The sequence below is a fragment of the Pseudomonas sp. K2I15 genome, from assembly GCF_002204795.1.
In the GTDB taxonomy this organism is placed as follows: Bacteria; Pseudomonadota; Gammaproteobacteria; order Pseudomonadales; family Pseudomonadaceae; genus Aquipseudomonas.
The window spans coordinates 1-20,515 of the sequence record NZ_NIXO01000039.1; the positions used below are offsets into that span (position 1 = coordinate 1).

At 56.1% G+C, this 20,515-nt stretch carries 20 protein-coding genes; 11 read left to right on the top strand and 9 right to left on the bottom strand.

The annotated features are described in order from the left end of the window. Positions 1-145: 145 nt before the first annotated feature. Positions 146-391 (top strand): antibiotic biosynthesis monooxygenase, encoded by a 246-nt coding sequence (locus CEC48_RS32235; protein WP_176438753.1) that lies wholly within the window; start codon positions 146-148, stop codon positions 389-391. A gap of 75 nt (positions 392-466) precedes the next feature. Here the strand turns inward: CEC48_RS32235 and CEC48_RS21135 are convergent, their stop codons facing one another. The 3 genes from CEC48_RS21135 to CEC48_RS21145 all read right to left on the bottom strand — a co-directional run bounded on the left by CEC48_RS21135 (position 467) and on the right by CEC48_RS21145 (position 2,488). Continuing rightward, a complete protein-coding gene (locus tag CEC48_RS21135; RefSeq protein WP_088425516.1) occupies positions 467-1,516 on the bottom strand; it encodes an NAD(P)-dependent alcohol dehydrogenase in 1,050 nt (349 codons plus the stop codon). Positions 1,517-1,588: 72 nt separating this feature from the next. Then, positions 1,589-1,888 carry a superoxide dismutase gene (locus CEC48_RS21140; RefSeq protein WP_076013539.1) on the bottom strand — a complete coding sequence of 100 codons (300 nt, stop codon included), beginning with the start codon at positions 1,886-1,888 and terminating at the stop codon, positions 1,589-1,591. A gap of 30 nt (positions 1,889-1,918) precedes the next feature. After that, entirely contained in the window at positions 1,919-2,488 is a 570-nt protein-coding gene (locus CEC48_RS21145) for a flavodoxin family protein (protein WP_076013538.1), read from the bottom strand. A 188-nt stretch (positions 2,489-2,676) separates the two neighbouring features. Here CEC48_RS21145 and CEC48_RS21150 point away from each other — a divergent pair, with 188 nt between their 5' ends. Next, the gene (locus tag CEC48_RS21150) at positions 2,677-3,597 is read left to right on the top strand and encodes a LysR substrate-binding domain-containing protein (protein WP_088425517.1); all 921 of its coding nucleotides are present in this window, start codon (positions 2,677-2,679) and stop codon (positions 3,595-3,597) included. A gap of 304 nt (positions 3,598-3,901) precedes the next feature. After that, positions 3,902-4,639, top strand: a complete 738-nt coding sequence (locus CEC48_RS21155; RefSeq protein WP_076013536.1) for an SDR family oxidoreductase — start codon at positions 3,902-3,904, stop codon at positions 4,637-4,639. An 82-nt stretch (positions 4,640-4,721) separates the two neighbouring features. On the opposite strand, the gene CEC48_RS21160 is transcribed toward CEC48_RS21155, so the two are convergent. Next, the gene (locus CEC48_RS21160) at positions 4,722-5,975 is read right to left on the bottom strand and encodes a Bcr/CflA family multidrug efflux MFS transporter (protein WP_088425518.1); all 1,254 of its coding nucleotides are present in this window, start codon (positions 5,973-5,975) and stop codon (positions 4,722-4,724) included. 266 nt (positions 5,976-6,241) lie between these two features. Between CEC48_RS21160 and CEC48_RS21165 the strand changes: the two genes are divergently transcribed. Together CEC48_RS21165 and CEC48_RS21170 are read left to right on the top strand one after the other, a co-directional pair. Next, entirely contained in the window at positions 6,242-6,733 is a 492-nt protein-coding gene (locus tag CEC48_RS21165; protein WP_176438754.1) for a cupin domain-containing protein, read from the top strand. Next, a complete protein-coding gene (locus CEC48_RS21170; protein ID WP_076013534.1) occupies positions 6,730-7,518 on the top strand; it encodes a carboxymuconolactone decarboxylase family protein in 789 nt (262 codons plus the stop codon). Before CEC48_RS21165 ends, CEC48_RS21170 begins: the two co-directional genes overlap by 4 nt. A gap of 5 nt (positions 7,519-7,523) precedes the next feature. Here the strand turns inward: CEC48_RS21170 and CEC48_RS21175 are convergent, their stop codons facing one another. Genes CEC48_RS21175 through paoA form a run of 4 tightly spaced genes read right to left on the bottom strand, consistent with a single transcriptional unit; the run spans position 7,524 to position 12,345 of the window. Continuing rightward, positions 7,524-8,438 carry a LysR family transcriptional regulator gene (locus CEC48_RS21175; protein WP_076013533.1) on the bottom strand — a complete coding sequence of 305 codons (915 nt, stop codon included), beginning with the start codon at positions 8,436-8,438 and terminating at the stop codon, positions 7,524-7,526. 28 nt (positions 8,439-8,466) lie between these two features. Beyond that, positions 8,467-10,677, bottom strand: a complete 2,211-nt coding sequence (paoC, locus tag CEC48_RS21180) for an aldehyde oxidoreductase molybdenum-binding subunit PaoC (protein ID WP_088425519.1) — start codon at positions 10,675-10,677, stop codon at positions 8,467-8,469. Positions 10,678-10,729: 52 nt separating this feature from the next. Continuing rightward, the gene (locus CEC48_RS21185; RefSeq protein WP_088425520.1) at positions 10,730-11,680 is read right to left on the bottom strand and encodes a xanthine dehydrogenase family protein subunit M; all 951 of its coding nucleotides are present in this window, start codon (positions 11,678-11,680) and stop codon (positions 10,730-10,732) included. Next, positions 11,677-12,345, bottom strand: coding sequence for an aldehyde dehydrogenase iron-sulfur subunit PaoA (paoA, locus tag CEC48_RS21190; protein ID WP_088425521.1), 669 nt, complete (start codon positions 12,343-12,345; stop codon positions 11,677-11,679). Before paoA ends, CEC48_RS21185 begins: the two co-directional genes overlap by 4 nt. 322 nt (positions 12,346-12,667) lie before the next feature. On the opposite strand from paoA, the gene CEC48_RS21195 reads away from it, so the two are divergent. From CEC48_RS21195 to CEC48_RS21205, 3 genes are all read left to right on the top strand, one after another. Next, positions 12,668-13,090: a putative quinol monooxygenase gene (locus CEC48_RS21195; protein WP_256579762.1), complete on the top strand. Its 423-nt coding sequence runs from the start codon at positions 12,668-12,670 to the stop codon at positions 13,088-13,090. Positions 13,091-13,164: 74 nt separating this feature from the next. Then, positions 13,165-13,560 (top strand): DUF1330 domain-containing protein, encoded by a 396-nt coding sequence (locus tag CEC48_RS21200; RefSeq protein WP_088425523.1) that lies wholly within the window; start codon positions 13,165-13,167, stop codon positions 13,558-13,560. A 15-nt stretch (positions 13,561-13,575) separates the two neighbouring features. Then, complete coding sequence (locus CEC48_RS21205; RefSeq protein WP_088425524.1) at positions 13,576-14,490, top strand: LysR family transcriptional regulator; 915 nt, start codon at positions 13,576-13,578, stop codon at positions 14,488-14,490. A 301-nt stretch (positions 14,491-14,791) separates the two neighbouring features. Here CEC48_RS21205 and CEC48_RS21210 read toward each other — a convergent pair whose 3' ends face one another. Beyond that, positions 14,792-15,706 carry a LysR family transcriptional regulator gene (locus CEC48_RS21210; protein ID WP_008433801.1) on the bottom strand — a complete coding sequence of 305 codons (915 nt, stop codon included), beginning with the start codon at positions 15,704-15,706 and terminating at the stop codon, positions 14,792-14,794. Positions 15,707-15,954: 248 nt separating this feature from the next. Here CEC48_RS21210 and CEC48_RS21215 point away from each other — a divergent pair, with 248 nt between their 5' ends. The 3 genes from CEC48_RS21215 to CEC48_RS21225 all read left to right on the top strand — a co-directional run bounded on the left by CEC48_RS21215 (position 15,955) and on the right by CEC48_RS21225 (position 20,480). Next, positions 15,955-16,977: a zinc-dependent alcohol dehydrogenase family protein gene (locus tag CEC48_RS21215; protein WP_088425525.1), complete on the top strand. Its 1,023-nt coding sequence runs from the start codon at positions 15,955-15,957 to the stop codon at positions 16,975-16,977. A 650-nt stretch (positions 16,978-17,627) separates the two neighbouring features. Continuing rightward, complete coding sequence (locus tag CEC48_RS21220; protein WP_088425526.1) at positions 17,628-19,049, top strand: hypothetical protein; 1,422 nt, start codon at positions 17,628-17,630, stop codon at positions 19,047-19,049. A 24-nt stretch (positions 19,050-19,073) separates the two neighbouring features. Continuing rightward, on the top strand, positions 19,074-20,480 hold the full coding sequence (locus CEC48_RS21225) for a PLP-dependent aminotransferase family protein (protein WP_088425527.1): 1,407 nt from the start codon (positions 19,074-19,076) through the stop codon (positions 20,478-20,480). Positions 20,481-20,515: the final 35 nt, after the last annotated feature.

Below are 20,515 nucleotides of genomic sequence, written 5' to 3' on the forward strand. Positions count from 1 at the left end.
AGAACGGCTGCCAATGGCGACCTCGGTTGAAGATTACGAAGCGCTGTTACCGTGGAACTGCTCGCCGGCATCGCCTAGCTAGGCGCATTACCCATCTTGAAGTCGGTGGGGTTTATGGAGCGCTTACGATGCCTCCAGGCGTATTGTGGAGGAGTCGGTAGCCCAAGAGCCTGGCGTTCTGGCTTTTTACGCATTGGAGCAAAGCGATGTGCCAGGCAGCTTCTTCGTTGTCGAAATTTATCGCGATGATGAGGCGTATAAGGCACATCTTGAGACGGAGTCGTTCAGACACTACAAGGCGGAGGTCGCAGGTATCGTCCAGTCTCTAGAGTTGATCGATCTGGACGTTGTGGCGCTTGCAACGAAGCCATTCCGCCTGGATTCAATCTGACGAGGCGGCCGCTGTCGGCCGCACCGTGTCTTAGCTACCTGGGGATGCGCTTGGCATTTCCCAGGAGCATCTGCGTTAGATGTTCAAGGATGCCATGTCGATGACGAACCGGTATTTTACAGCGCTCCGCGACATCCGATCGTAGGCCTCATTTATCTTTTGAATCGGGATTATTTCGATGTCAGAGACGATCCCTTTCTCGCCGCAGAAATCCAGCATTTGCTGCGTTTCTTTCAGCCCTCCGATAAAGGAGCCGGTTACAGCCTTGCGGCCGCTGACCAGCATGCCCGCGTTGACCGCTGTAGACAGTGGGCCCATGTAGCCCACAAGAACCAATACTCCTTCTAAGGCAAGGATGGATAGGTACGGATTGATGTCGTGATCGTAGGGCACGGTATCGATAATCACATCGAATTGGCCCTTCACCGCGCTCATCTGTTCTGGATCGCTCGACACCACCACATGATCGGCGCCCAATCGAAATGCATCCTCTGATTTGCCCTCAGTTCGAGTGAACAGACTGACATCTGCACCCAATGCCTTTGCCAGCTTCAAGGCCATGTGACCAAGCCCGCCAAGGCCAATAACCGCGACCTTGCTGCCGGCGCCAACATTCCAGTGCAGCAGTGGTGACCATGTAGTGACGCCCGCACACAATAAGGGGGCAGCACCAGCAGGGTCGAGTCCGGCGGGTACGGATAGCACGAACGCTTCCCGGACTACGATGGATTGAGAATAACCACCAAAGGTAACACTGCCGTCGCGTCTGTCTTTACTGTTGTAGGTAAAGGTCGATCCCTCCAGGCAGTTCTGTTCCCATCCGTGTTGACACGGCTGGCATTGCTGGCAAGAGTCAACCATGCAGCCTACGCCGACTAACTGGCCCACTTGGAAGCGTGATACCTGTGCTCCAACTTGCCGCACTCTGCCGATGATCTCGTGTCCTGGGACGATTGGATACGTTGTATAGCCTCCATGGTTACGAGCAAGGTGCAAGTCTGTGTGGCAGACGCCGCAATACAATATGTCGATGACGACATCGTCATCTCGTGTGTCTTGCCTTGTAAATGAAAACGGCTCGAGTGAGGCCGTTGCCGAGTGCGCTGCGAAGCCCAATACTTTCATGCTGATGATCCTGTTAAAGCGCTTGGTGCTCCATCTGTGTGGAAGAGGGTTTCAAGCGCAGTTGAGAGATACTCAATCGTTCTCGGAGGAAAACAGCGATTCCCAGTTTGTAAATGGCCCCAATGGGATTACTTCCCAACCAATCAAACCAGCCAAGGTAAGAGGGAACTCGGCAAGAGACTTCCTGGCTGCCTCAACAGACTCAAACTCGGCGATGATGGCAACTCCTGGCCGGTCTTGACGGAAGTAGATGTCACGGATCGCACCTTCCTTGTAAAGCTCCCAGCTATGACGGACTTCATCCTTCATGTGTGGCTCATACTGAGCAAAGGTGGCGCCAGGCTGAGGGATGTCTAAGCAAAGCAGCTTCATGATATGTCTCCTTAATTGATGGTATGAGCGTCAAACTGGTAAGAATCGAGCCGCAATTTGAGCCACGCGATGCCCAAAGTATTCGGCTGTGCGCAGGTCGCTGTCTGGCGGCGAGAGTTCTGGGGCCTCGTCAGTGTTTGCTTGTGTCATCACGCCTAGCCAACTTCCTAGACGGTTCAGATCGGTGGCTGATCCAGTGCTACTGCTGTTGCCGGGCATCAAGTCGAGCCCGACCCAAATCATTCCGTGCTGTGCTGCGAACAAGGCCATCGACATAAGGGAGTTCAGTTTGTCTCCGTGTTGGGCACCGGAGTTCGTGAAGCCGGCTGCGATCTTGTTGCGCCACTTCTGCTGAGTCCAGGCTGCCTTGGTGGAGTCTTCGAAAAACTGCTTCAGCTTCGCGCTGATAAGACCGTTGTACGTAGGCGAGCCGAAAATAATCGCATCGCTATTTTCAAGGCGCTCCCAATCCGTGAATCCTTCATTGACGCAAATAGCCTTTACATCGGTTCCTGCAACCTCAGACGCACCTTGAGCTACGTACTTAGCAACGCGTTCGGTGTGTCCATAGCCACTGTCATATACGATTGTAATAATCATCTGCCGCCCTTGATTGCACGACGCGCCTGGCTCAGCAACGTGATACCGGCACGCAGCACATTAAATTTAAAAGCATTTCTTGCTCATCTCCTACTTACTATAAAGTAGAATTTTGATACTCATTGGTGGCGGTTGGTCTCATTAGTGGTTCCAAAAATTCTACAGTTTCGAAGTTTTGAGGACGTGCTATGCGGGATATGTTCGATGGTGTGCAACTGTTTGTTGAGGTGGTGGAGTCGGGTGGCTTTGCCAAGGCTGGCGAGCGTTTATCACTCACGCGTTCTGCAGTCGGAAAGTCAATCGCGCGTCTGGAGGAGCGGTTGGGTGTCCAGCTTTTTAAGCGCACGACAAGGACACAATGCATTACTGAAGACGGTCAGCAATATTATGAGCGTTGTCTGCGAGCTGTTGAGGAGCTCCGCGCCGGCGAGATCATGCTGGAGACGGGGCGCCGTGAAGTGGTCGGAAGGTTGCGCGTTTCGCTTCCGGTACTATTTGGTAGGTACTGCGTTGCGCCGATTCTGCTCAGGTTTGCTCGCGAGCATCCTGGCTTGGAGATCGAACTCAGTTTTAGCGATCGTCAGATAGATTTGGTATCTGACGGGTTCGATCTCGCTGTGCGCAGTGGCTCTTTAGGGAATGGGGCCACCCTGCGTGCACGCCGGCTGGTCAGCCAACCCAAGTTATTGTGTGCTTCCCCTTCATACCTTAATCAACATGGGGCGCCGGACTCATTGATAGATCTGTCGAGTCATGAGCTACTGCCTTACTGCCGGAACGGACAGGCCCTTCCTTGGCGGCTGCCCGAGGAAAATGGGGTATTGGTCGAGGTTCCTATTTCTTCCCGAATACGTTTGGATGATCTCGAAATGGTCGCGGATGCTGCTGCCGCTGACATGGGTATTGCGTGGCTTCCGTATTGGCTGATTCGAGCACGTATTCAACGCGGTGAGCTCATCGAGATTTGGGGCGACCGACCTCGGGCGGCGATGGAATGTAATGTTGTGTGGCCTGACGCTCAGCACCTTCCATTAAGATCTCGCCTTGCAATCGATTTGCTGGCACTTGAGCTTCCCAGAAGCTTGGAAAGCCAGCAGCCGATGAGCTAGATGTCACGGCAGTTGGATGACTTGGAGTGCCGGATCAAGCCCGAGCGAAATCTGACCCGATATTTCGCCATGATATTTATTAGTAGTATCTAGCGACACCGGTTGTGATCCGCATAAAAGCTTGGTAAAAATTGTAAGTCGAAAGAGTGCAGGCCGGATGGTAGCCCGGTCATCGTTCCCCAGAACGACAACTCCTCCCTAATGGGTATCCGCGACACCTAGCCCGGCATGCCGGTTGCAAAGGTGTGCCTGCGGATATTCTTCTATTGCAGCGCACCTTCTTACTAATGTAGGACACGCGCTCATGAAACTTGATGGCAATACAATTCTGATCACTGGCGGTGCCACCGGCATCGGCTTCTCCCTCGCCAAACGCTTCGCCGAAAACAATACGGTGATCATTTGCGGCCGTAATGAGGCCATGTTGCAGCGGGCTAAAGATGATGTTTCAACGTTAATCACCTATGCATGCGATGTGGCCGACGTTGACAGTCGCCGTGCGATGGTTAAATGGCTTAAATCCACCCATCCAGACCTCAACGTTGTGATCAACAATGCAGGTGTTCAGAGCCAACGTGACTTCAACAGCGACCCGCATATGGATTCGCTTGATGCAGAGGTCGCCGTTAACTTCACTGCGCCTATCCATCTGATTGCAGAGCTGCTGCCAAGCCTCAAACGGCAACACAAGGCTTACATTCTCAACATTAGCTCGGGTCTTGCTTACTCGCCTATGGCTGACGTACCGGTGTACTGCGCAACCAAGGCGGCTATTCACTCTTTCACGTTGAGCCTGAGGCACCAACTGAAGTCATCTAACATCCGCGTCATTGAAATTGCTCCGCCATTGGTCGATACCGGACTCGGTGGCGGTACTCGCAGTGCCGGCGCAGCCAGCCATATGATGATGTCAGCGGATGATTTCGTCAGTGAAACCTTTGCCCAACTCGGGGCGGGTAAAGATGAGGTTCTGGTCGGGGTTTCGGTAAAAACGCGTCAAATGGGAGACGCTATGTTTGAGCTTATGAATACGCGTAATTAAACTCAGCCTATGAACTGCCTTTTTGGGCAGTTCTTCTTCAACGTGGACTTACTATCCAGTCATGGAAGGTTTGACAGTCAGCTTAGTCAAAGCGCGAGGCTCGGGTTCTTGACACCCAGAATGCGCAAAGCAAACAACCTGCACCGCAGACAGCCATTACAGAACCCAGCGGTAGAGGCGTGCCATTGGCAAAAAACGCCACTGCTGCTGATCCGAGCATGGCACAGCCGTATTGCAATGCACCAATCAATGCAGATGCGGAACCACTGGCGTCTGGAAAGCAATTCAGGGCTCCCGCCACCGAGTTGGCCAACACCATCCCTGTCGCTGCAACGAAGAGCAGGCAAGCGAAGATCATCAACGGCAGCCCACCCCAATTTGCCCAGGTATTAACCAACAGTATCAAGCCGGCACAGGCTGACAGTGATGCCCCTACCAGCATCATCGTTTCTGTGTCGTAGCGCTTCAGGAGCCTCGCGTTTATTTGGGCGGTGACCATCATGCCGATAATCCCTGCTGCAAATAGCAGGCCGTAAAATTGCGGTGAAACGTGGTAATACGTGATGTACGCAAAGGGAGAGGCGGCGATGTATGCGAATGTTCCCGCGTAAAAAAACGCGCCGGCTGCTGTGTAGCCCAAGAAGCGACTGTCACGAAAGAAACTGCCATACCGTTTGATAATTTGCTTGAGCGAGGCAGGGCTGCGTCGCTGATGTGGCAGGGTTTCCGGCAGCTTGAAGAGGCTGATCAATGTCACCATGGCGATGAACACCAGGCTCCAGAAAATGGCTTGCCATGAGCCGAACCTTAAAATTTGCCCACCCACTGTCGGCCCCGCGAGCGGGGCTATGGCCATAATGGTCATGAGCGTGGACATCTTCTGGGCTGCTTTACGGCCTTTATAAAGGTCTCGCACCATCGCACGCGCCAGAACGACATTCGCGCACGCCCCCAGCGCTTGCACGACGCGCCAGAAAATAATATGACTGCCATCCGTGGCCAGTGCGCAACCTGCCGAACCAATGATGAAAAGTATCAGCCCGATAGCAACGGGTAGTTTTCGTCCGAAGCGATCACTGATTGGCCCCCAGAATAGTTGCCCGGTGCTGAACCCGATGAGGTAGCCCGTGACGGTAAACTGCAGAGTACCTCCACTTACGTTTAGTGCCTTCGCCATTTCCGGCATAGCTGGCAGATATAAGTCGGTGGAGATGGAGGCGAACGCCATCAACAGGCTCAGAATCAGCAAGATACGCAGACCGTGATCTTGGTGTGTATCCGACTTTTGTGATTCCAGTTGCTCGGGCTTTTGGGAAGTTAAGTCCAGTTGATTCATGGAGAAAAATTAGAGCTCTCACTCAAGTGCTTTAGTTGGACGTTCAGCCTAATGCAATGGCTGCCAGAGAAAAATATGGCCAATCAGGACGTACCACTGAGCTGTGCTCATGAATCGGCAACATGCTAAGGGAGCAGATCTGTTGAGGTGGCAGTGGGGTATTGCTGAGTTTTGCTCATCGGTTCATAAACCCAACAGCCGGTAGTTGCACGTAGAGACATCCATTAGGTTGGTCGCAACTCTACTCATTCAGCAAGGAGCTACCGATGCGCCCAAGAGCAGCCATGCCAGGAGTCGCCCTGTTGGCCACCGTCGCATTTGATGTCTGTGCTGCTGATGCGCTCTCTGCACAATCCATGACTATCGTGAGAAATGGTGAGCGGGCATCAGTAATCGGAGCGCCCCAAAATTTCGTCGGCCATGCACGCATTGACCCTCTCTTCGCCGTACCGGCGCCGTCGAACGTATCGGCAGGGTATGTGACGTTTGAACCAGGGGCGCGCTCGATGTGGCATACCCATCCGCTGGGGCAGATGTTGGTGGTCACGATGGGCACCGGATGGGTTCAACAAGAGGGAGCCCAGAAACAGGTCATCAAGCCTGGAGACGTGATATGGACGCCGCCTGGCGTCAAGCATTGGCACGGCGCAACGAGTACAACAAGCGTGACCCACATGGCCATTCAAGAAGCGCTTGACGGCAAAAATGTCCAGTGGCTCGAGCCCGTTACCGAAGCCCAGTTCGGTGCTTCATTATGATTATTCGCACATTTTCAGCAGCAAGCCTGGCGATGTGTTTGTCTGCATGCGCCACCCCCGAGGGAGCGCTGACCAAGGAGATTTCGCACATGCCAACTTCAGCGGATATACAAGCCGCATCACCGGTAATGGCTCACAACGTCAACACATTACTGCTCGGTGAGGTCTGGAAACGCCCAGAGTTGTCTCCGCGCGACCGGAGCCTGGCAACGGTCGCCGTCTTGATTGCACGAGGTCAGACAGCGGAGCTGTCGGCTTACCTGGATCTGGCATTGAAGAATGGGGTGACGCCTTTGGAGTTGTCCGAAACCATCAACCATCTCGCGTTTTATTCAGGTTGGGGTAACGCTGCTGGAGCAGCGCCGATTGCCAAAGAGGTGTTTAGCAAGCACAGCATAACCTCTGACCAACTGGCGCCGGTGTCGCCCGTGCTACTGCCTATCGATCAGGTTGCCGAAGACGCACGCGTCGCGGCCGTCGACAAATCTGTTGGCCCGGTTTCGCCTGGGTTAGTGAAATTCACCACCAGTGCGTTATTCAACGATCTGTGGCTGCGGCCGGGCCTTGCGCCCAGAGACCGTAGTCTGATTACTGTTACGACGTTAGTGGCAAACGGTCAGGTTGCGCAGATCGGTTACCACCTCAATCGTGCTATGGACAATGGCCTGACGCAGACCGAGGCTTCCGAGTTGCTTTCGCATCTAGCGTTCTATGCTGGCTGGCCTAACGCCTTCTCAGCCGTGCCGGTATTTAGTGATGTCTTCACGAAGCGGCAGGCGAGCTGAAATCGCTAGGGGAGTGGCCCCATGGGTTCGAGCTCGCGGATAAGGTCAATCAGTAGGCGAATGCCTACGGGAACCTGTCTGAAGCTTGAGTAATAGATGTGAAAACCTGGGTCATGGTGAGTCCAGTCCTCAAGGACTCGCCGCAGGGAGCCTTCCGCGATCTGTCGTTCGACTACCTTCGCAGGCACATACATTAAGCCGGCGCCGCGCATTGCCATCGCTACACCGACCCGGGTCTCATCGATAGTGATGGCGCCCGGCGCGTCTATCTCCATCTGTTGGTCCTCATTCGAGAATTGCCAGTGGTAGATTCGTGCATTCCCCAGGCGCACGCGTAAACAACGATGTTGGTACAGCTCTTCCGGATGTAGTGGGGTACCGAATCGCTCTAGGTAATCAGGCGCTCCAACGACGGCCCATGCCACATCGGGAGAGAGTCGTTGAGCGATCATGTCTTCGGGCACCGTCCCACCGAATCGAATCCCTGCATCATGGCCATCGCCGATAACGTCGACCATACGGTTAGTTACGGTGAGGTCAACCTCGATGTCCGGATAGCGATCAATGAAAACCGGAAGAACGGGGCCGAGCAGTAGTTTTGCTCCGTCGCTCAACACGTTCAGGCGGATACGCCCGGCGGGCTCATCGCGTAGCCGGTTCAGTGTCTCCAGCGCCTGCCCGATATCATTTACGGGAGTGCTGATGAGGCTTTGCAGCTCCTCGCCAGCCGCCGTGAGTGTCACGCTTCGGGTGGTGCGATTGAGCAGTCGAACGCCAAGCCGTGTCTCCAGACCTTTCATGGCATGGCTCAGCGCAGACGCGCTGATGCCCACGTCCAGCCCCGCCTTTCTGAAGCTTTGATGCCGAGCGATGGCAAGGAAATAAACAATATCTGCCAGGTTCGTGCGGCTCAGTTGCATTGATGACTCCGAAGCAAAAGCGGTAAGGTCAGCCCACAGCGGGCAAGTGGTCAATCAACTTGTCGAGCGTAATGGGGTAATCACGAACCCTTATGCCGGTAGCGTTATAAACAGCGTTGGCAATCGCCGCTGCCGCTCCTGAAATACCGAGTTCGCCTACACCTTTAGCCTTCAGCGGAGTCGAATAGGAGTCAACTTCATCCAGGAAAATAACCTCCTGGTGGGGGATGTCGGCATGCACCGGTACTTCGTAGCCAGCCAGATCGTGATTAACAAAATAGCCCAAGCGGTGATCCACAATCATTTCTTCCATAAGTGCTGCACCCGCGCCCATGGTCATTCCCCCGATGATCTGACTACGTGCTGTTTTGGGGTTGAGTATTCTGCCTGCTGCGCACACTGCCAACTGGCGACGAATGCGAATTTCTCCTGTGGCCGCGTTTACACCAACCTCTACGAAGTGAGCGCCAAAGGTTTGTTGGGCATACTGCTTAGCCAAGTCGCCAAACTCCATGACGTCTTCGGCCTGCAAGTCGCCGTCTCTTGTCGCTTGTGCCAATGGTAGGTTTTTCGACCCTTCACGGACGTGGCCATCGATAAATTCGGCTTTTGTCGGATCGAGGCCTAACTTGGTTGCGACCGCTTCTCTAAGTTTCACACAAGCAGCATAGACGCCCGCCGTGGATGAGGCTGCGCCCCATTGGCCGCCTGAACCCGATGACTCCGGAAATCTTGAGTCGCCCAGGTAGACGTTCACCTTGTCCATGTCCACGCCCATCATTTCCGCAGCCGTTTGAGCAATGATTGTGTAAGAACCGGTGCCAATATCGGTCATGTCGGTTTCGACGGTGACCATGCCTTTGCGATCAAGCCGTACGCGAGCAGCTGACTTCGTCGTGGGTGCACCTCGAATCGCGGACGCCATTCCCAGCCCGACCCACCAACCGTCATGCAGTTCTTTAGCCGGTTGGGTACTACGCCGAGCCCAGCCAAAATGATCGGCTCCCGTATGCAGGCATTCGACTAACTGGCGCTGAGAGAACCGGCGATCAGGCTGCTCCGGGTCTACCTGAGTGTCGTTGATGACGCGAAACTTCACAGGATCAATCCCCAGTTTCTCAGCTATTTCGTCCATGGCAATTTCCAGTGCCATCATGCCTGGAGCTTCACCCGGCGCGCGCATGGCGCTACCTTCGGCAAGGTCGAGTTCGGCGAGATACAAGCGTGTCATGCGGTTTGCGCCCGCATACAACGTTCGGGTCGATGCGGTAGCCGCTTCAGTGCGACCACCGCGCAGATTGCCCGACCAGCTCTCGTGGCCGATGGCAGTGAGGGTGCCGTCCGGATTTGCACCGAGCCGGACTCTTTGAATCGTCGCGGGTCTATGGGTCAGGTTGTTAAACATGAGCGGGCGGGGGAGTGCGACTTTCACCGGCCGACCGGCCGCTCTAGCGGCAAGAGCTGCCAATACGGCGTCGCACAGGATGGTGCCTTTTCCCCCAAAACCACCGCCGATGTAGGGCGAGATCAGGTGAATGTGGTCTTTGGATATACCCAGTGTTTTTGCAAGGTCTCTGACACCCCAGTTCATCTGCTGAATGGATGTCCATAGCGTCAGTTTGTCTCCCTGCCACTGAGCGATGGTGGCGTGAGGTTCCATCATCGCGTGGGCATGATCCGGGGTGGTGTAATGGCCGTCGAGTGTGACCGCTGCCTGCTTGAACGCGCCTTCGAAATCCCCGATTACCGTGTGCGGAGGAGGGCCGAACGCACCCGGCGCGGGTGTCTTGGCTGACGCTATCTGTGCTGCGAGGTCGTAGGCCCCAGGCTCTCTTACGTAGTAGACCCGAAGCAGAGCCGAAGCAGCCCTGGCTTGTTCAAACGTCTGTGCGACGACAATGGCTACGGCCTGGTGATAGTGATCGATCTTTGGGCCGGCAAGTGCGCGGTCAACGTAAAATTCGCCCCTGTCCAGTTGACCCGCATTCTCATAGGTGACGATTGTAATCACGCCGCTGGCTTGGCGTGCTTCGCTCGAATCAATTGAGGAAATTCGGCCTTTGCCGATTGCTGAACCGACGACATAGCCGTAGGCGGGGGGACTGACAGCGGCCTGTTGTTCGTAAGCATAGGTCGCCGTGCCGGTTGTTTTCAGTTTGCCTTCAACTCGATCTTTGGGTTGACCAATCACTTTCATTTGATCGATGGGATTGGTGCTCGCAGGCGTATCAAACTTCATGAGGCTTACTCCTGGTCAATCGACCGCAGCCGTGCAATGCCGGTGGTGTTGCTTAGGAAGATGCAGTGGAAAGCGCAAGGCCAATCGTCCGTTCCGCCAGTTTGATCTTGAAGGCGTTCTGCGCGGTAGGATTAGCGGCAGCCAGCAAATGTGTGGCTACGGCCTTCGCGCCATCAGGCAGATAAGCTTCGGCCTCTTCACTTCGCCAAGGCTTGTACGCCACGCCTCCCAGGGCGAGTTGCCCCGTCCGGTCTGGCAGTACGATCGCCGCGACAGAAACCAGCGCAAACGCGTAGGAGGCGCGGTCACGAACCTTGTAGTAGATATGCTCGCCCACTAAAGGTTTAGGCAGCGTCACGGCAGTAATCAGTTCGCCGTTGTTCAGGATGTTCTCGATATGGGGGGTGGTCCCCGGTGCGCTGTAAAGGTCGGCGAGATCAATCGTTCTAACTTGGCCGTCCGAGTTGAGTGTTTCTACCCTTGCGCCCAATGCTCGCATCGCTACAGCCATGTCACTGGGATGGCTGGCAATGCAGGCATCGCTGACCCCGATGATTGCTTGTTGCCGACTGGATCCACCGATTGCAGAGCAGCCGGCACCCGGACGCCGCTTATTGCAAGGCTGATTGGTATCGTAAAAGTAGGCGCACCGGGTGCGTTGCAATAGATTGCCTGCCGTTGTGGCTTTGTTGCGCAATTGCCCTGACGCTCCCGCGAGCAGTGCCTTGGATAGTACGGCGTAGTCTTGACGCACCTGAGGCGCAGCAGCCAAGTCGGTGTTACGCACCATGGCGCCGATCCTTAGCCCGCCGTCCTTGGTCGGGGTGATTTCATCGAGCGCCAGTCCGTTTACATCTATCAGGTGCTGGGGGATTTCTATTTCCAGTTTCATCAAGTCCAGCAAATTGGTGCCGCCGGCGATGAATCGGGCGCCTGGATTTTGGGCTGCTGCGTCAACCGCTTGCTGTAAAGAGGTGACACGCTCGTACGTAAAAGATTTCATGCCTCACCCCCGGCTATCTCTTGAATGGCATCGACGATGTTGGAGTACGCCCCGCAACGGCAGATATTTCCGCTCATGCGCTCGCGGATTTCAGCGGCTGTGACGGTGCTGCTGGCGATCAAGTCGCTACTGACGTGGCTGGGTATGCCGGCCTTTATCTCGTCAAGCATCGCGACTGCCGAGCAAATTTGTCCGGGTGTGCAGTAACCGCATTGGTAGCCGTCATGCTTGATGAACGCTGATTGCATTGGGTGCAGGTTGTCCGGCGTACCGAGCCCTTCAATGGTGGTGATGCTGTCACCTTCGTGCATGACCGCAAGCGTGAGACATGAGTTTATTCGTCGGCCTTCCACGATCACGGTACATGCCCCGCACTGGCCATGGTCACAGCCCTTCTTGCTTCCGGTCAGATGCAGCCTTTCTCGAAGTGCGTCCAGGAGCGTGGTGCGGTTATCGACGTCCAAGGCAACTCGCCGCCCATTGAGGGTGAACGTCACATGACTTCCTGGCGGGCTCTGCGCTGCTGTTTTGATGTTGGCAGTCGCTTGGGCATCATCGGTCTTCGCCAAAACGGCTGTGACGGCGGTACCTGCGGTGCCGATCAGCACTTGTCGTCGCGACAGCTCTATTCCAGCTCCGGGTGCGGTGGGGTTTCCAGGGTTCATCAACGTCTCCATTCGCAGTGTGGGTGGCTGAAGCCGGGTGCTCCTAGAAGATTCCTTTGCGTTGCTCATCTCCCGCGGCGAGTGCGCGGCTTGAAGAAGCAATGTTGGCGGACTGTCCATCATGGGAGCCTATGGCACTGTGTTGTTGCTGATAACTGGCGTTTTCAGAATGAATCCATGAGCGGTGTTCAGCAATCTAAGGAGTTACCCCGTGTGGGCAGGGATCACCCTCCCAAGTTGGACAAGCTCGCTAGCGAGGTTGCATGTACTCATAACAGTTATCTGATTTACTCATGAGTGCTCATCGAATGTGGGCTGTAGCATGACTTCGCTAATAACCCTGAGAGAACTAAGAATGCGGATATCAGCTCTGCTGGCCACTGTTGTAATGGGCTGTTTCTGGGTGGGGGCAGTGTTTGCTGCGCCACCAGCAGAGCAAGTCGTGCGTATTGCGCAGCTTGTGATTGATCCGGCGCAACTGGCGGCCTATCAAGCTGCAGTCAAAGAGGAAATGGCCGATTCCGTTCGCCTTGAGCCGGGTGTAATAGCTATCTATTCGGTTGCAGAAAAAGATCATCCGAATCGGCTGCACTTCTTCGAAATCTATGCGGATGAGGCGGCGTATCGAAGCCATATTGCGTCTGCGCATTTCCGAAAGTACGTGAAAACGACGCAGTCGATGATCCTGTCCAGAGTATTAACCGAAACCGAACCGGTTCAACTCAGCACTCAGCGTGGTCGATGACACGATTTTCCGTGAGGGCTAGTCGTTGCCAGGTATGCGTGCTGAACACATTGGTTTTTCAATGGAGGAAAGTGATGAAAAATGTGAAGGTGTTGGCGTTTGCGATGGTGGGTCTGGCGTTTTTCGGGGCAGGCAGCTGCCGGGTAATTGCATCCGAGGCTCCTTCGGCAACGCCCCCGGCCTACTATGTCGCCGAGTTTGAGGTCACTGATCCCGAAGGGATGAAGCCTTACAGCGCAAAGGTAGAGGCAACTTTCAAACCCTATGGAGGGCATTTCATTGTGCGTGGTGGCAAGACCATTTCGCTTGAAGGTGAAGCGCCTAAGCGTCGAACTGTTGTCATTGAGTTTGCGAGTGTCGAAAAAGCCCAGGCTTGGTACAACTCTGCTGAGTACACCGAACTGAGAAAAGTCCGCCAGCGTTCAGCCAAGACAGACGTCTATTTGATTGAGGGCGTATCGGCGCAATAATCAGGGAGTCGACAAATGCTGCGCGAGAATGCGAACGATCTGCTGGTCTTCATTGCAGTAGCGCGGGAAAGAAGTTTCACGAAAGCGGCTTCACAGCTTCGTGTCTCTCAATCTGCGATGAGTCATACCATCAAGGCATTCGAGGAAAGGTTAGGCCTCAGGCTTTTGACCCGCACCACGCGAAGCGTCACATTGACTGATGCCGGGCAGGCGCTTTACGACAGCATGAGCCCGCACTTCGAGGCAATGGAAGCCAATTTTCAGACACTGCTGGGCCTTCGAGATAAACCCGCCGGTACGATACGGATCAGCGCAGCAGATTTCAGCTTTCACACCGTGTTATGGCCAGTGCTGGAAGTATTTTTGGCGAGTTACCCGGACATCAACGTGGAAGTCAACTGTGACTATCGACTGGTCGACATCGTAGCCGAACGTTACGACGCAGGCGTGAGATACGGTGACACTGTGGGGGAAGGGATGATCGCGACAAGAATTGCCCCTGACATGCGGATGGCCGTCGTAGCTACGCCAGACTACTTTAGGTTGCATGTGCCGCCCAGAGAACTCCACGAGCTAGGCTGCCACAACTGCATCAACATGCGATTCCCCACCCACGGTGGAATCTACACTTGGGAGTTCGAAAAAGAAGGTATCACCAAGAATATTCAAGTGAGTGGGCAACTCGTCGTCAATGGAGTTTATCAAACGCTCGATGCTTGCCGGAGCGGGGCTGGGTTGGGATATTTACCAGAAACACTTGTTCAACAGCACATCGACAGTGGTGACTTGATTCGAGTGTTGCAGGATTGGTGCCCGCCGTTCGCCGGGTTTCACCTGTATTACCCCAGTCGCCTTCAATCTTCACCTGCGTTCAGCCTTTTAGTGGAAGCACTACGCTATCCCCGGAGAGTCGAAGCTGGTGAAGATTAAATACCGTTTATGGTCAAGCATCACTTTGCCGTTAAAGCGGAGGTGACTCATCTCTCGATGCAAGTTCAAAGCTATGTGCCGAGTGGCGCGTTTGTACCATTTTAAAGATTTCCAAGTCCGGCCCGCTCGGAGTTCTCCTCATCAATAGCCCACTCGTCCTCAGGCTGGGGGCATCCTTTTCAAACCATCCAAAGCATGCCCTCAGATGTGCCCCCAATGTAGCAATCCACTGGAAGTGAATGGAGCTCCATGGTTGGTGGAAACGCAAAAATGATCAGCTGAACAGCCTGCCAGCCGACGCCTAAAGACTCTCAGGGTCGCCAAAGAACATCTGAATCCGCGACCTTAACCAACGCTCCCCCGGATCATTGTCCTGGGACCCGCGCCACGCCATGTGCAATTCAAACGTGCGCACCGGCAACGGCGGTTCCTCAGCCCGCAAGCCACCCGCAGACGTCAGCGCTTCAGCGGCATAGTCCGGCACGGTTGCGACAATATCGGTGCCCGCCAGCAACGTCCCCAACCCATTGAACTGCGGCACCGCCAGCACCACATGACGCTTGCGGCCGAGCTTCTCCAGTTCTTCATCCAGAAACCCGCTCAAGTCCCCGGCGAACGACACCAATGCATGCGGCCGGGCGCAAAAATCATCCAGGCTCATGGAACCCGGCATGCTGTCGGCTCGCAGCAGCATCGGTTTGCTGCGGCGCAGTACCTTGCGCTTGGCGTTGGCCGGCAAGTCGGTGGTGTAGCTCACACCAATCGAGATTTCCCCGGAGGCCAGCAAGCCCGGCATCAAGATGTAGTTAACGCGGCGCACCACCAGCACGATGCCCGGGGCTTCGGCCCGCAGGCGCTTGAGCAGCAGGGGCAGCAGGGCGAATTCGACGTCGTCGGACAGGCCGATGCGGAATACGGCGGTGCTGGTGGCCGGGTCGAATTCGGAGGCGCGACTGACGGCCGTGGAAATCGAGTCCAGGGCCGGGGAGAGCAGGGCGAAGATCTCTACCGCACGGGCCGAAGGCTCCATGCTGCGCCCGGTACGTACGAACAACGGGTCGTCGAACAAGCCGCGCAGGCGCGACAACGCCGCGCTGATGGCCGGCTGGCCAAGGAACAATTTCTCGGCAGCGCGGGTCACACTGCGTTCATGCATCAAGGTTTCGAATACGATCAACAGGTTGAGGTCGACACGACGCAGGTCGTTACGGTTCATCTTGTGTCCCAGGCGGCGTCAGTAAACTTGACGGGAGCGGCCGTATAAGAACAATGGCCGGCATGAATCTTACGGGGAAAGGCTGGTACTCTGCACCGGCTAATTCAGTTTTCCTACATGGCTTGGTACATTTTCCGTATGTGCGGAATCAATGACAGGCATGTCGACTATTAACGGCGACCGGTGGTCTTGCTCCGAAAGCCCAGATAGAGTTCATGGCAATAGAGGTTACTTTGACGAGGTTTGCGATGTCCCGCACGATCCGTTTTCACAAGTTTGGTCCGGCCGAGGTGCTCAAATGCGAAGAGCATGCAGCCGCTAAGCCCGCACCGGGCGAAGTGCAGGTGCGCGTCGAGGCCATTGGCATTAGCTGGTACGACATTCTGTGGCGCCAGAACCTGGCGTCGTCCCATGCCCGCCTGCCATCAGGCCTGGGCCATGAAATGGCCGGCGTGGTTGTGGCCGTTGGCGAGGGCGTCGACGACCTGGCGGTAGGTGACAAGGTCGCCAGCTTCCCGGCCGAAAGCCCCAATGATTACCCGGTGTACGGTGAACAAATCGTGCTGCCGCGTTCGGCCCTGACCCGTTACCCGGATGTCTTGAGCCCGATTGAAGCCAGCGTTCACTACACGCCACTGCTGATCGCCTACTTTGCGTACATGGACCTGGCACGGGTCAAACCCGGGCAATTCGCCCTGGTGACAGACGCCAGCCACTGTTCCGGCCCCTCGTTTGTGCAACTGGGCAAAGCCCTGGGTGTGCGGGTGATTGCCGCGACCAAAACCAGTGACGAGCGTGAATACCTGCTGTCCCTGGGGGCGGAAAAGGTCATCGTCACCGAAGAACAGGACCTGCTGATGCAAGTCAACAAGTTCACCGACAACCGCGGCGTAGACGTGGTGTTCGACGGCTTGGGTGGCCCGCAGATGTCGCTGCTGGGTGATGTACTGGCGCCACGTGGCAGCCTGGTGCTGTACGGCCTGCAAGGTGGCAACCAGACGCCATTCCCGGCTTGCGCGGCGTTCCAGAAGAATATTCAGTTCTTTGTGCACTGCATCGGCAACTTCACCGGCAAACCGGAACTGGGCATCATCCAGGACCAGGTGGCCTTGCAGCGAGCCCTGCGTGACATCAACCAACTGACGGCCGACAAGGTACTGGTACCGCTGAAAACCACGGTATTCCCGTTCAGCCAGTTCGTTGAAGCGCACCGCTATATGGACGAATGTCCGTGCCGTGAACGTGTTGCCTTGCAGGTTGAAGCTGTTTGATCTGTGGGAATATTCGCAAACGAGTATTCCTGCCCCCGGGCGCATGGGGCAAATGCGCCATTTGACAGGATTTAACCTGCTTACCGCTTGAACCGGGACTTAACCGTTTCAGCCCGGTAAATCACATGCCTCCCCCTGACGCCGCCCTGAATCACAGCGCGGCGTTGTCGTGTCTGGACGTTCCATACCCATGGCGCGCCTCCATCTGAACTGGTTTTAGCCCAAGTTCTGTATCTGTTAATCATTATTCAAGCGCTGATAATTGCCCCGTCACTTTCATCTCAAGGATTGAGCAATGATTGAATATCTGAAATCACCACGTGCATCCGTTAAACCCAATAACGTTTTGCCTGCCTGTTCAGGCGGAAAGCCACTATTAAAGTTGGTTATGTCGGATGCTTCTTTAGTTTGTAAGTTAAAGCAGAGTAGGAAGTTGTCAGATCATTCCTAAGACCGCCAGTTTTAGCTCCGCGCCCCGATGCTTGGCGCTTTCCAGGGGCTGGGAGCCCCGAAGCGACCATTTGCAGTGATGGCCCGGTGCTAATCTCCATTGAATGTCATCTATTGCAACGCCCCTACAGAAACAACAGGTCAGGCAAATACCGTTAACGGTTGCCCGAAACTGATATTTCAACTCAGGTAGTAGAACTATGAGCGCTATTCACGAGCAAGCCATGAACTATGTCTATCAACAAGTATTGCAACGCTTGGTGGGACATTTCTCTCGAACAGAACGCACTTCGCTTCAATTGTTGATTCAGCGAATTGTAGTGGCGGCAGGCGGCATGGAGCAGATCGGTGAATACAAGGTGCTGGTTGCTCACGGCGCAGGCGCCGGCAGCAGCTACGCCTTGACCTTGCTGCGTGCGGCGCAGCTGACGCTCGCAGGCCGGGCGCCGCGCACTTTTCAGTTGCGTGTGGCGACCTTGCGCCATGCCGGCATGACCCAAACGGCACTGGACACGTTGCATCGCGGCTACAGCGCGCTGTTCCTGCATGACGACTCGCGTGTCGAACTGTTGATGGTCGAGAATCAGGAAGTGTTGCCGTTCAACCACCTGCGACCGGCCTCCGGTACAGCGCGCGACACCAGCCGGCGCAACATGCTGATGGTAGGGCACCTGACGTCGGGGGATCTTCGCCAGACGCTGTGCAATGACGCTTACCTGTCCCTCGGCGACTTTTACCAGCGGGTGACCACGTGGAGTGGCGGGGTGCATGCACTGGTCAGCGGTGATTCTTCGCGCAAGCAACGCGAATACCTGGCGTGGTTGAAGAAAGCGGCGCTGTCGGCCGGCGTAGTGATTCCTGCGCGACGGCCGTTGGCGCTCAGCGGCCTGTTCGCGCGCATGGACGAGTGGAGCAATGGTTACTACGGCGACGTGTACGGCGAGCACTACGACGCCGGCGATACGCCCGACAAGATTGACCACCGCCACCTGGCTTACATCGGCATTGCAGACCTGATGGAATCCGCCGAATACCCGTCCGGCCCCTTGTTGCGGCAGTTTCTGGCTTATCAGCCGGACGAGTTTGGCTTTCATTTCAGCCACCCGACCTACGCGAACCCATTGTTGATGGCCCATCTGCGCGGCCTGCAAGCGGAGTGCCTGCGGGAACTGAATTACGAGGAGGGCGCCTTGGGCTTCATGCAGCAGGCCACGCTGTTCATGCGGCGCAAGCAGATTCCCGAACACCGGATTGCCCAGGCAGTCACCCAGGATGGCCGTGCCTTATCGGCCGGCTACGCCCAGGAGCTGTTCGGGCTGGATGAAAATCAACTCAACTGCCTGATGTTTTCGCCGTTTATCCGTCACGGCGAGCGCCTTGAAAGCTATTTGCGCCAATGCCACCCCGGCATGCTGGTGGCGCTCCCCGAGCTGCACAAGGTGCTGCAAGGCAAGCCCGTGGCCGAGATGCTGGTGCAATGGGCAACCGACATCAGCGGGTTGCCGATCAACTTGCTGCAACACCTTTACCGCAAGCGGCCCGCAACTGAGGTTCCGTGCATGGCTGCGGCGCCGCAGCAAGGCTCGCCCGCCACGGCAAGCTACCAACTGGCCGGGGGTTAAGGGCGTGACGGCGGGTGAGCAGCGATGACCCCCAAGGATGACAGGCAAGCCGACTTCGCCTACCAGGCGGTGTATCGCTACATGATCAACCTGATCAACGAGGTTGGCACCGATGCCCGGGTGAAATTGCCGTCATTGCGGCAACTGTCGGAACGCCTGAACGTGTCGATCTCGACCATCCAATACGCGTACTCCTTGCTGGAGAAAGAAGGCCGGATCTACTCGGTGGCCAAGTCGGGTTACTACGCCTGGCCAGTATTGAACAAACCGGCAGGCAGCAGCGGTGGTGACCTGCTGGAGCGACTCTACGCCAGTGCGCGGCGCCCTGGAATGCGGGTGCTCAGCGCCGATGAGCCGGCACTGGGGGCGTCTCTGGACGGGGCACTGTTGCTGCTGGAGCGCGAACTGTTGCGTCATTACCCGCGTCACCTGCAACCATGGTCGCAGCCGTGTGGCGTCTGGGAACTGCGCACGGCCCTCGCGGCGCGCTACACCTCGTCGCCCACCCGCTGCTGGCAGGCGGATGAGGTGTACATCGGCGCCGATCTGCGCGGGGTGCTGGAGATCCTGATTGAGGTGCTGGGGCTCAAGGGCGCCGCCGTCATCGTGGAGTCGCCCTGTGACTGGCTGATTCTGCGGTTATTGCAGGGCGCGGGGGTGAGGGTCATCGAACTGCCGTTCACGGCGCAGGGCGGCCTGGACCTGACGTTGCTGGAGCAATTGCTGCGCAACGAGTCGGTGCAACTGGCGTTGCTGTCGTCAGGCGTCAGCTTGCCGTCAGGCATCGCACTGTCCAGCCATGACCGCATGCAGTTGGTACGCTTGCTGAACCAGCATGGCTGCTGGTTGTTAGAAAATGACAGCCATGGTGACCTGGGCTTCGAGCAGCCGATCACCGCGTTGCGGGAGCTGGCCAACCCCGAGCGGCTGATGGTGTTCTCCACCTTCGAGAAAATGCTCGGGCCGGAAGCGCCCTTTGGCTATTTGCTGTCGCGGCACCTCAGCAGCGAGCTGCAACGCCTGTTCCTGCTGCGTGCGTTCCGGTTGTCGTCTATCCGCCAGCGGGCGATTGCGCGGCTTTATCAAAGCGGGCGGATCGACCAACACCTGCGGGAGTTGCGACCGCAGCTCAAAGAGCAGGCACGGCTAATGAAACTGCGCCTGGACGAGCATTTGATGGATCACGTGAGCTACCGAATGCCTGTCGCTGGCGCCACCTTTTGGCTGCGCTCCGAGGTGCCGGTGGACATGCGCCAGGTGTTCCAGCGCCTGCTCGCCCGGCAGGTGGTGATTGCGCCGGGAGAGTTGTTCAGCATCAGCGGCCTGCACCGCCAGCATCTACGCCTGAGCCATATGGTTGACCAGGCACACAACCTGGAGAGCGCCCTGGGTGAACTGGCCCTGGCATTGAAGCAGGCACAGACAGGCTGAATCCCGAATGAAATTTCGCTGATTGTTGTAGGATT

Excerpts from the sequence above, each read along its gene's own strand:
- CEC48_RS21170 (WP_076013534.1), top strand. The coding sequence starts at position 6,730 with ATGATTATTCGCACATTTTCAGCAGCAAGCCTGGCGATGTGTTTGTCT.
- CEC48_RS21210 (WP_008433801.1), bottom strand. The coding sequence starts at position 15,706 with ATGAACCGTAACGACCTGCGTCGTGTCGACCTCAACCTGTTGATCGTA.
- paoC (WP_088425519.1), bottom strand. The coding sequence starts at position 10,677 with ATGAAGTTTGATACGCCTGCGAGCACCAATCCCATCGATCAAATGAAA.
- CEC48_RS21135 (WP_088425516.1), bottom strand. The coding sequence starts at position 1,516 with ATGAAAGTATTGGGCTTCGCAGCGCACTCGGCAACGGCCTCACTCGAG.
- CEC48_RS21140 (WP_076013539.1), bottom strand. The coding sequence starts at position 1,888 with ATGAAGCTGCTTTGCTTAGACATCCCTCAGCCTGGCGCCACCTTTGCT.
- CEC48_RS21200 (WP_088425523.1), top strand. The coding sequence starts at position 13,165 with ATGAAAAATGTGAAGGTGTTGGCGTTTGCGATGGTGGGTCTGGCGTTT.
- CEC48_RS21205 (WP_088425524.1), top strand. The coding sequence starts at position 13,576 with ATGCTGCGCGAGAATGCGAACGATCTGCTGGTCTTCATTGCAGTAGCG.
- CEC48_RS21165 (WP_176438754.1), top strand. The coding sequence starts at position 6,242 with ATGCGCCCAAGAGCAGCCATGCCAGGAGTCGCCCTGTTGGCCACCGTC.
- CEC48_RS21185 (WP_088425520.1), bottom strand. The coding sequence starts at position 11,680 with ATGAAATCTTTTACGTACGAGCGTGTCACCTCTTTACAGCAAGCGGTT.
- CEC48_RS21145 (WP_076013538.1), bottom strand. The coding sequence starts at position 2,488 with ATGATTATTACAATCGTATATGACAGTGGCTATGGACACACCGAACGC.
- CEC48_RS21155 (WP_076013536.1), top strand. The coding sequence starts at position 3,902 with ATGAAACTTGATGGCAATACAATTCTGATCACTGGCGGTGCCACCGGC.
- CEC48_RS21220 (WP_088425526.1), top strand. The coding sequence starts at position 17,628 with ATGAGCGCTATTCACGAGCAAGCCATGAACTATGTCTATCAACAAGTA.
- CEC48_RS21215 (WP_088425525.1), top strand. The coding sequence starts at position 15,955 with ATGTCCCGCACGATCCGTTTTCACAAGTTTGGTCCGGCCGAGGTGCTC.
- CEC48_RS21175 (WP_076013533.1), bottom strand. The coding sequence starts at position 8,438 with ATGCAACTGAGCCGCACGAACCTGGCAGATATTGTTTATTTCCTTGCC.
- paoA (WP_088425521.1), bottom strand. The coding sequence starts at position 12,345 with ATGAACCCTGGAAACCCCACCGCACCCGGAGCTGGAATAGAGCTGTCG.
- CEC48_RS21225 (WP_088425527.1), top strand. The coding sequence starts at position 19,074 with ATGACCCCCAAGGATGACAGGCAAGCCGACTTCGCCTACCAGGCGGTG.
- CEC48_RS21150 (WP_088425517.1), top strand. The coding sequence starts at position 2,677 with ATGCGGGATATGTTCGATGGTGTGCAACTGTTTGTTGAGGTGGTGGAG.
- CEC48_RS21160 (WP_088425518.1), bottom strand. The coding sequence starts at position 5,975 with ATGAATCAACTGGACTTAACTTCCCAAAAGCCCGAGCAACTGGAATCA.
- CEC48_RS21195 (WP_256579762.1), top strand. The coding sequence starts at position 12,668 with ATGACTTCGCTAATAACCCTGAGAGAACTAAGAATGCGGATATCAGCT.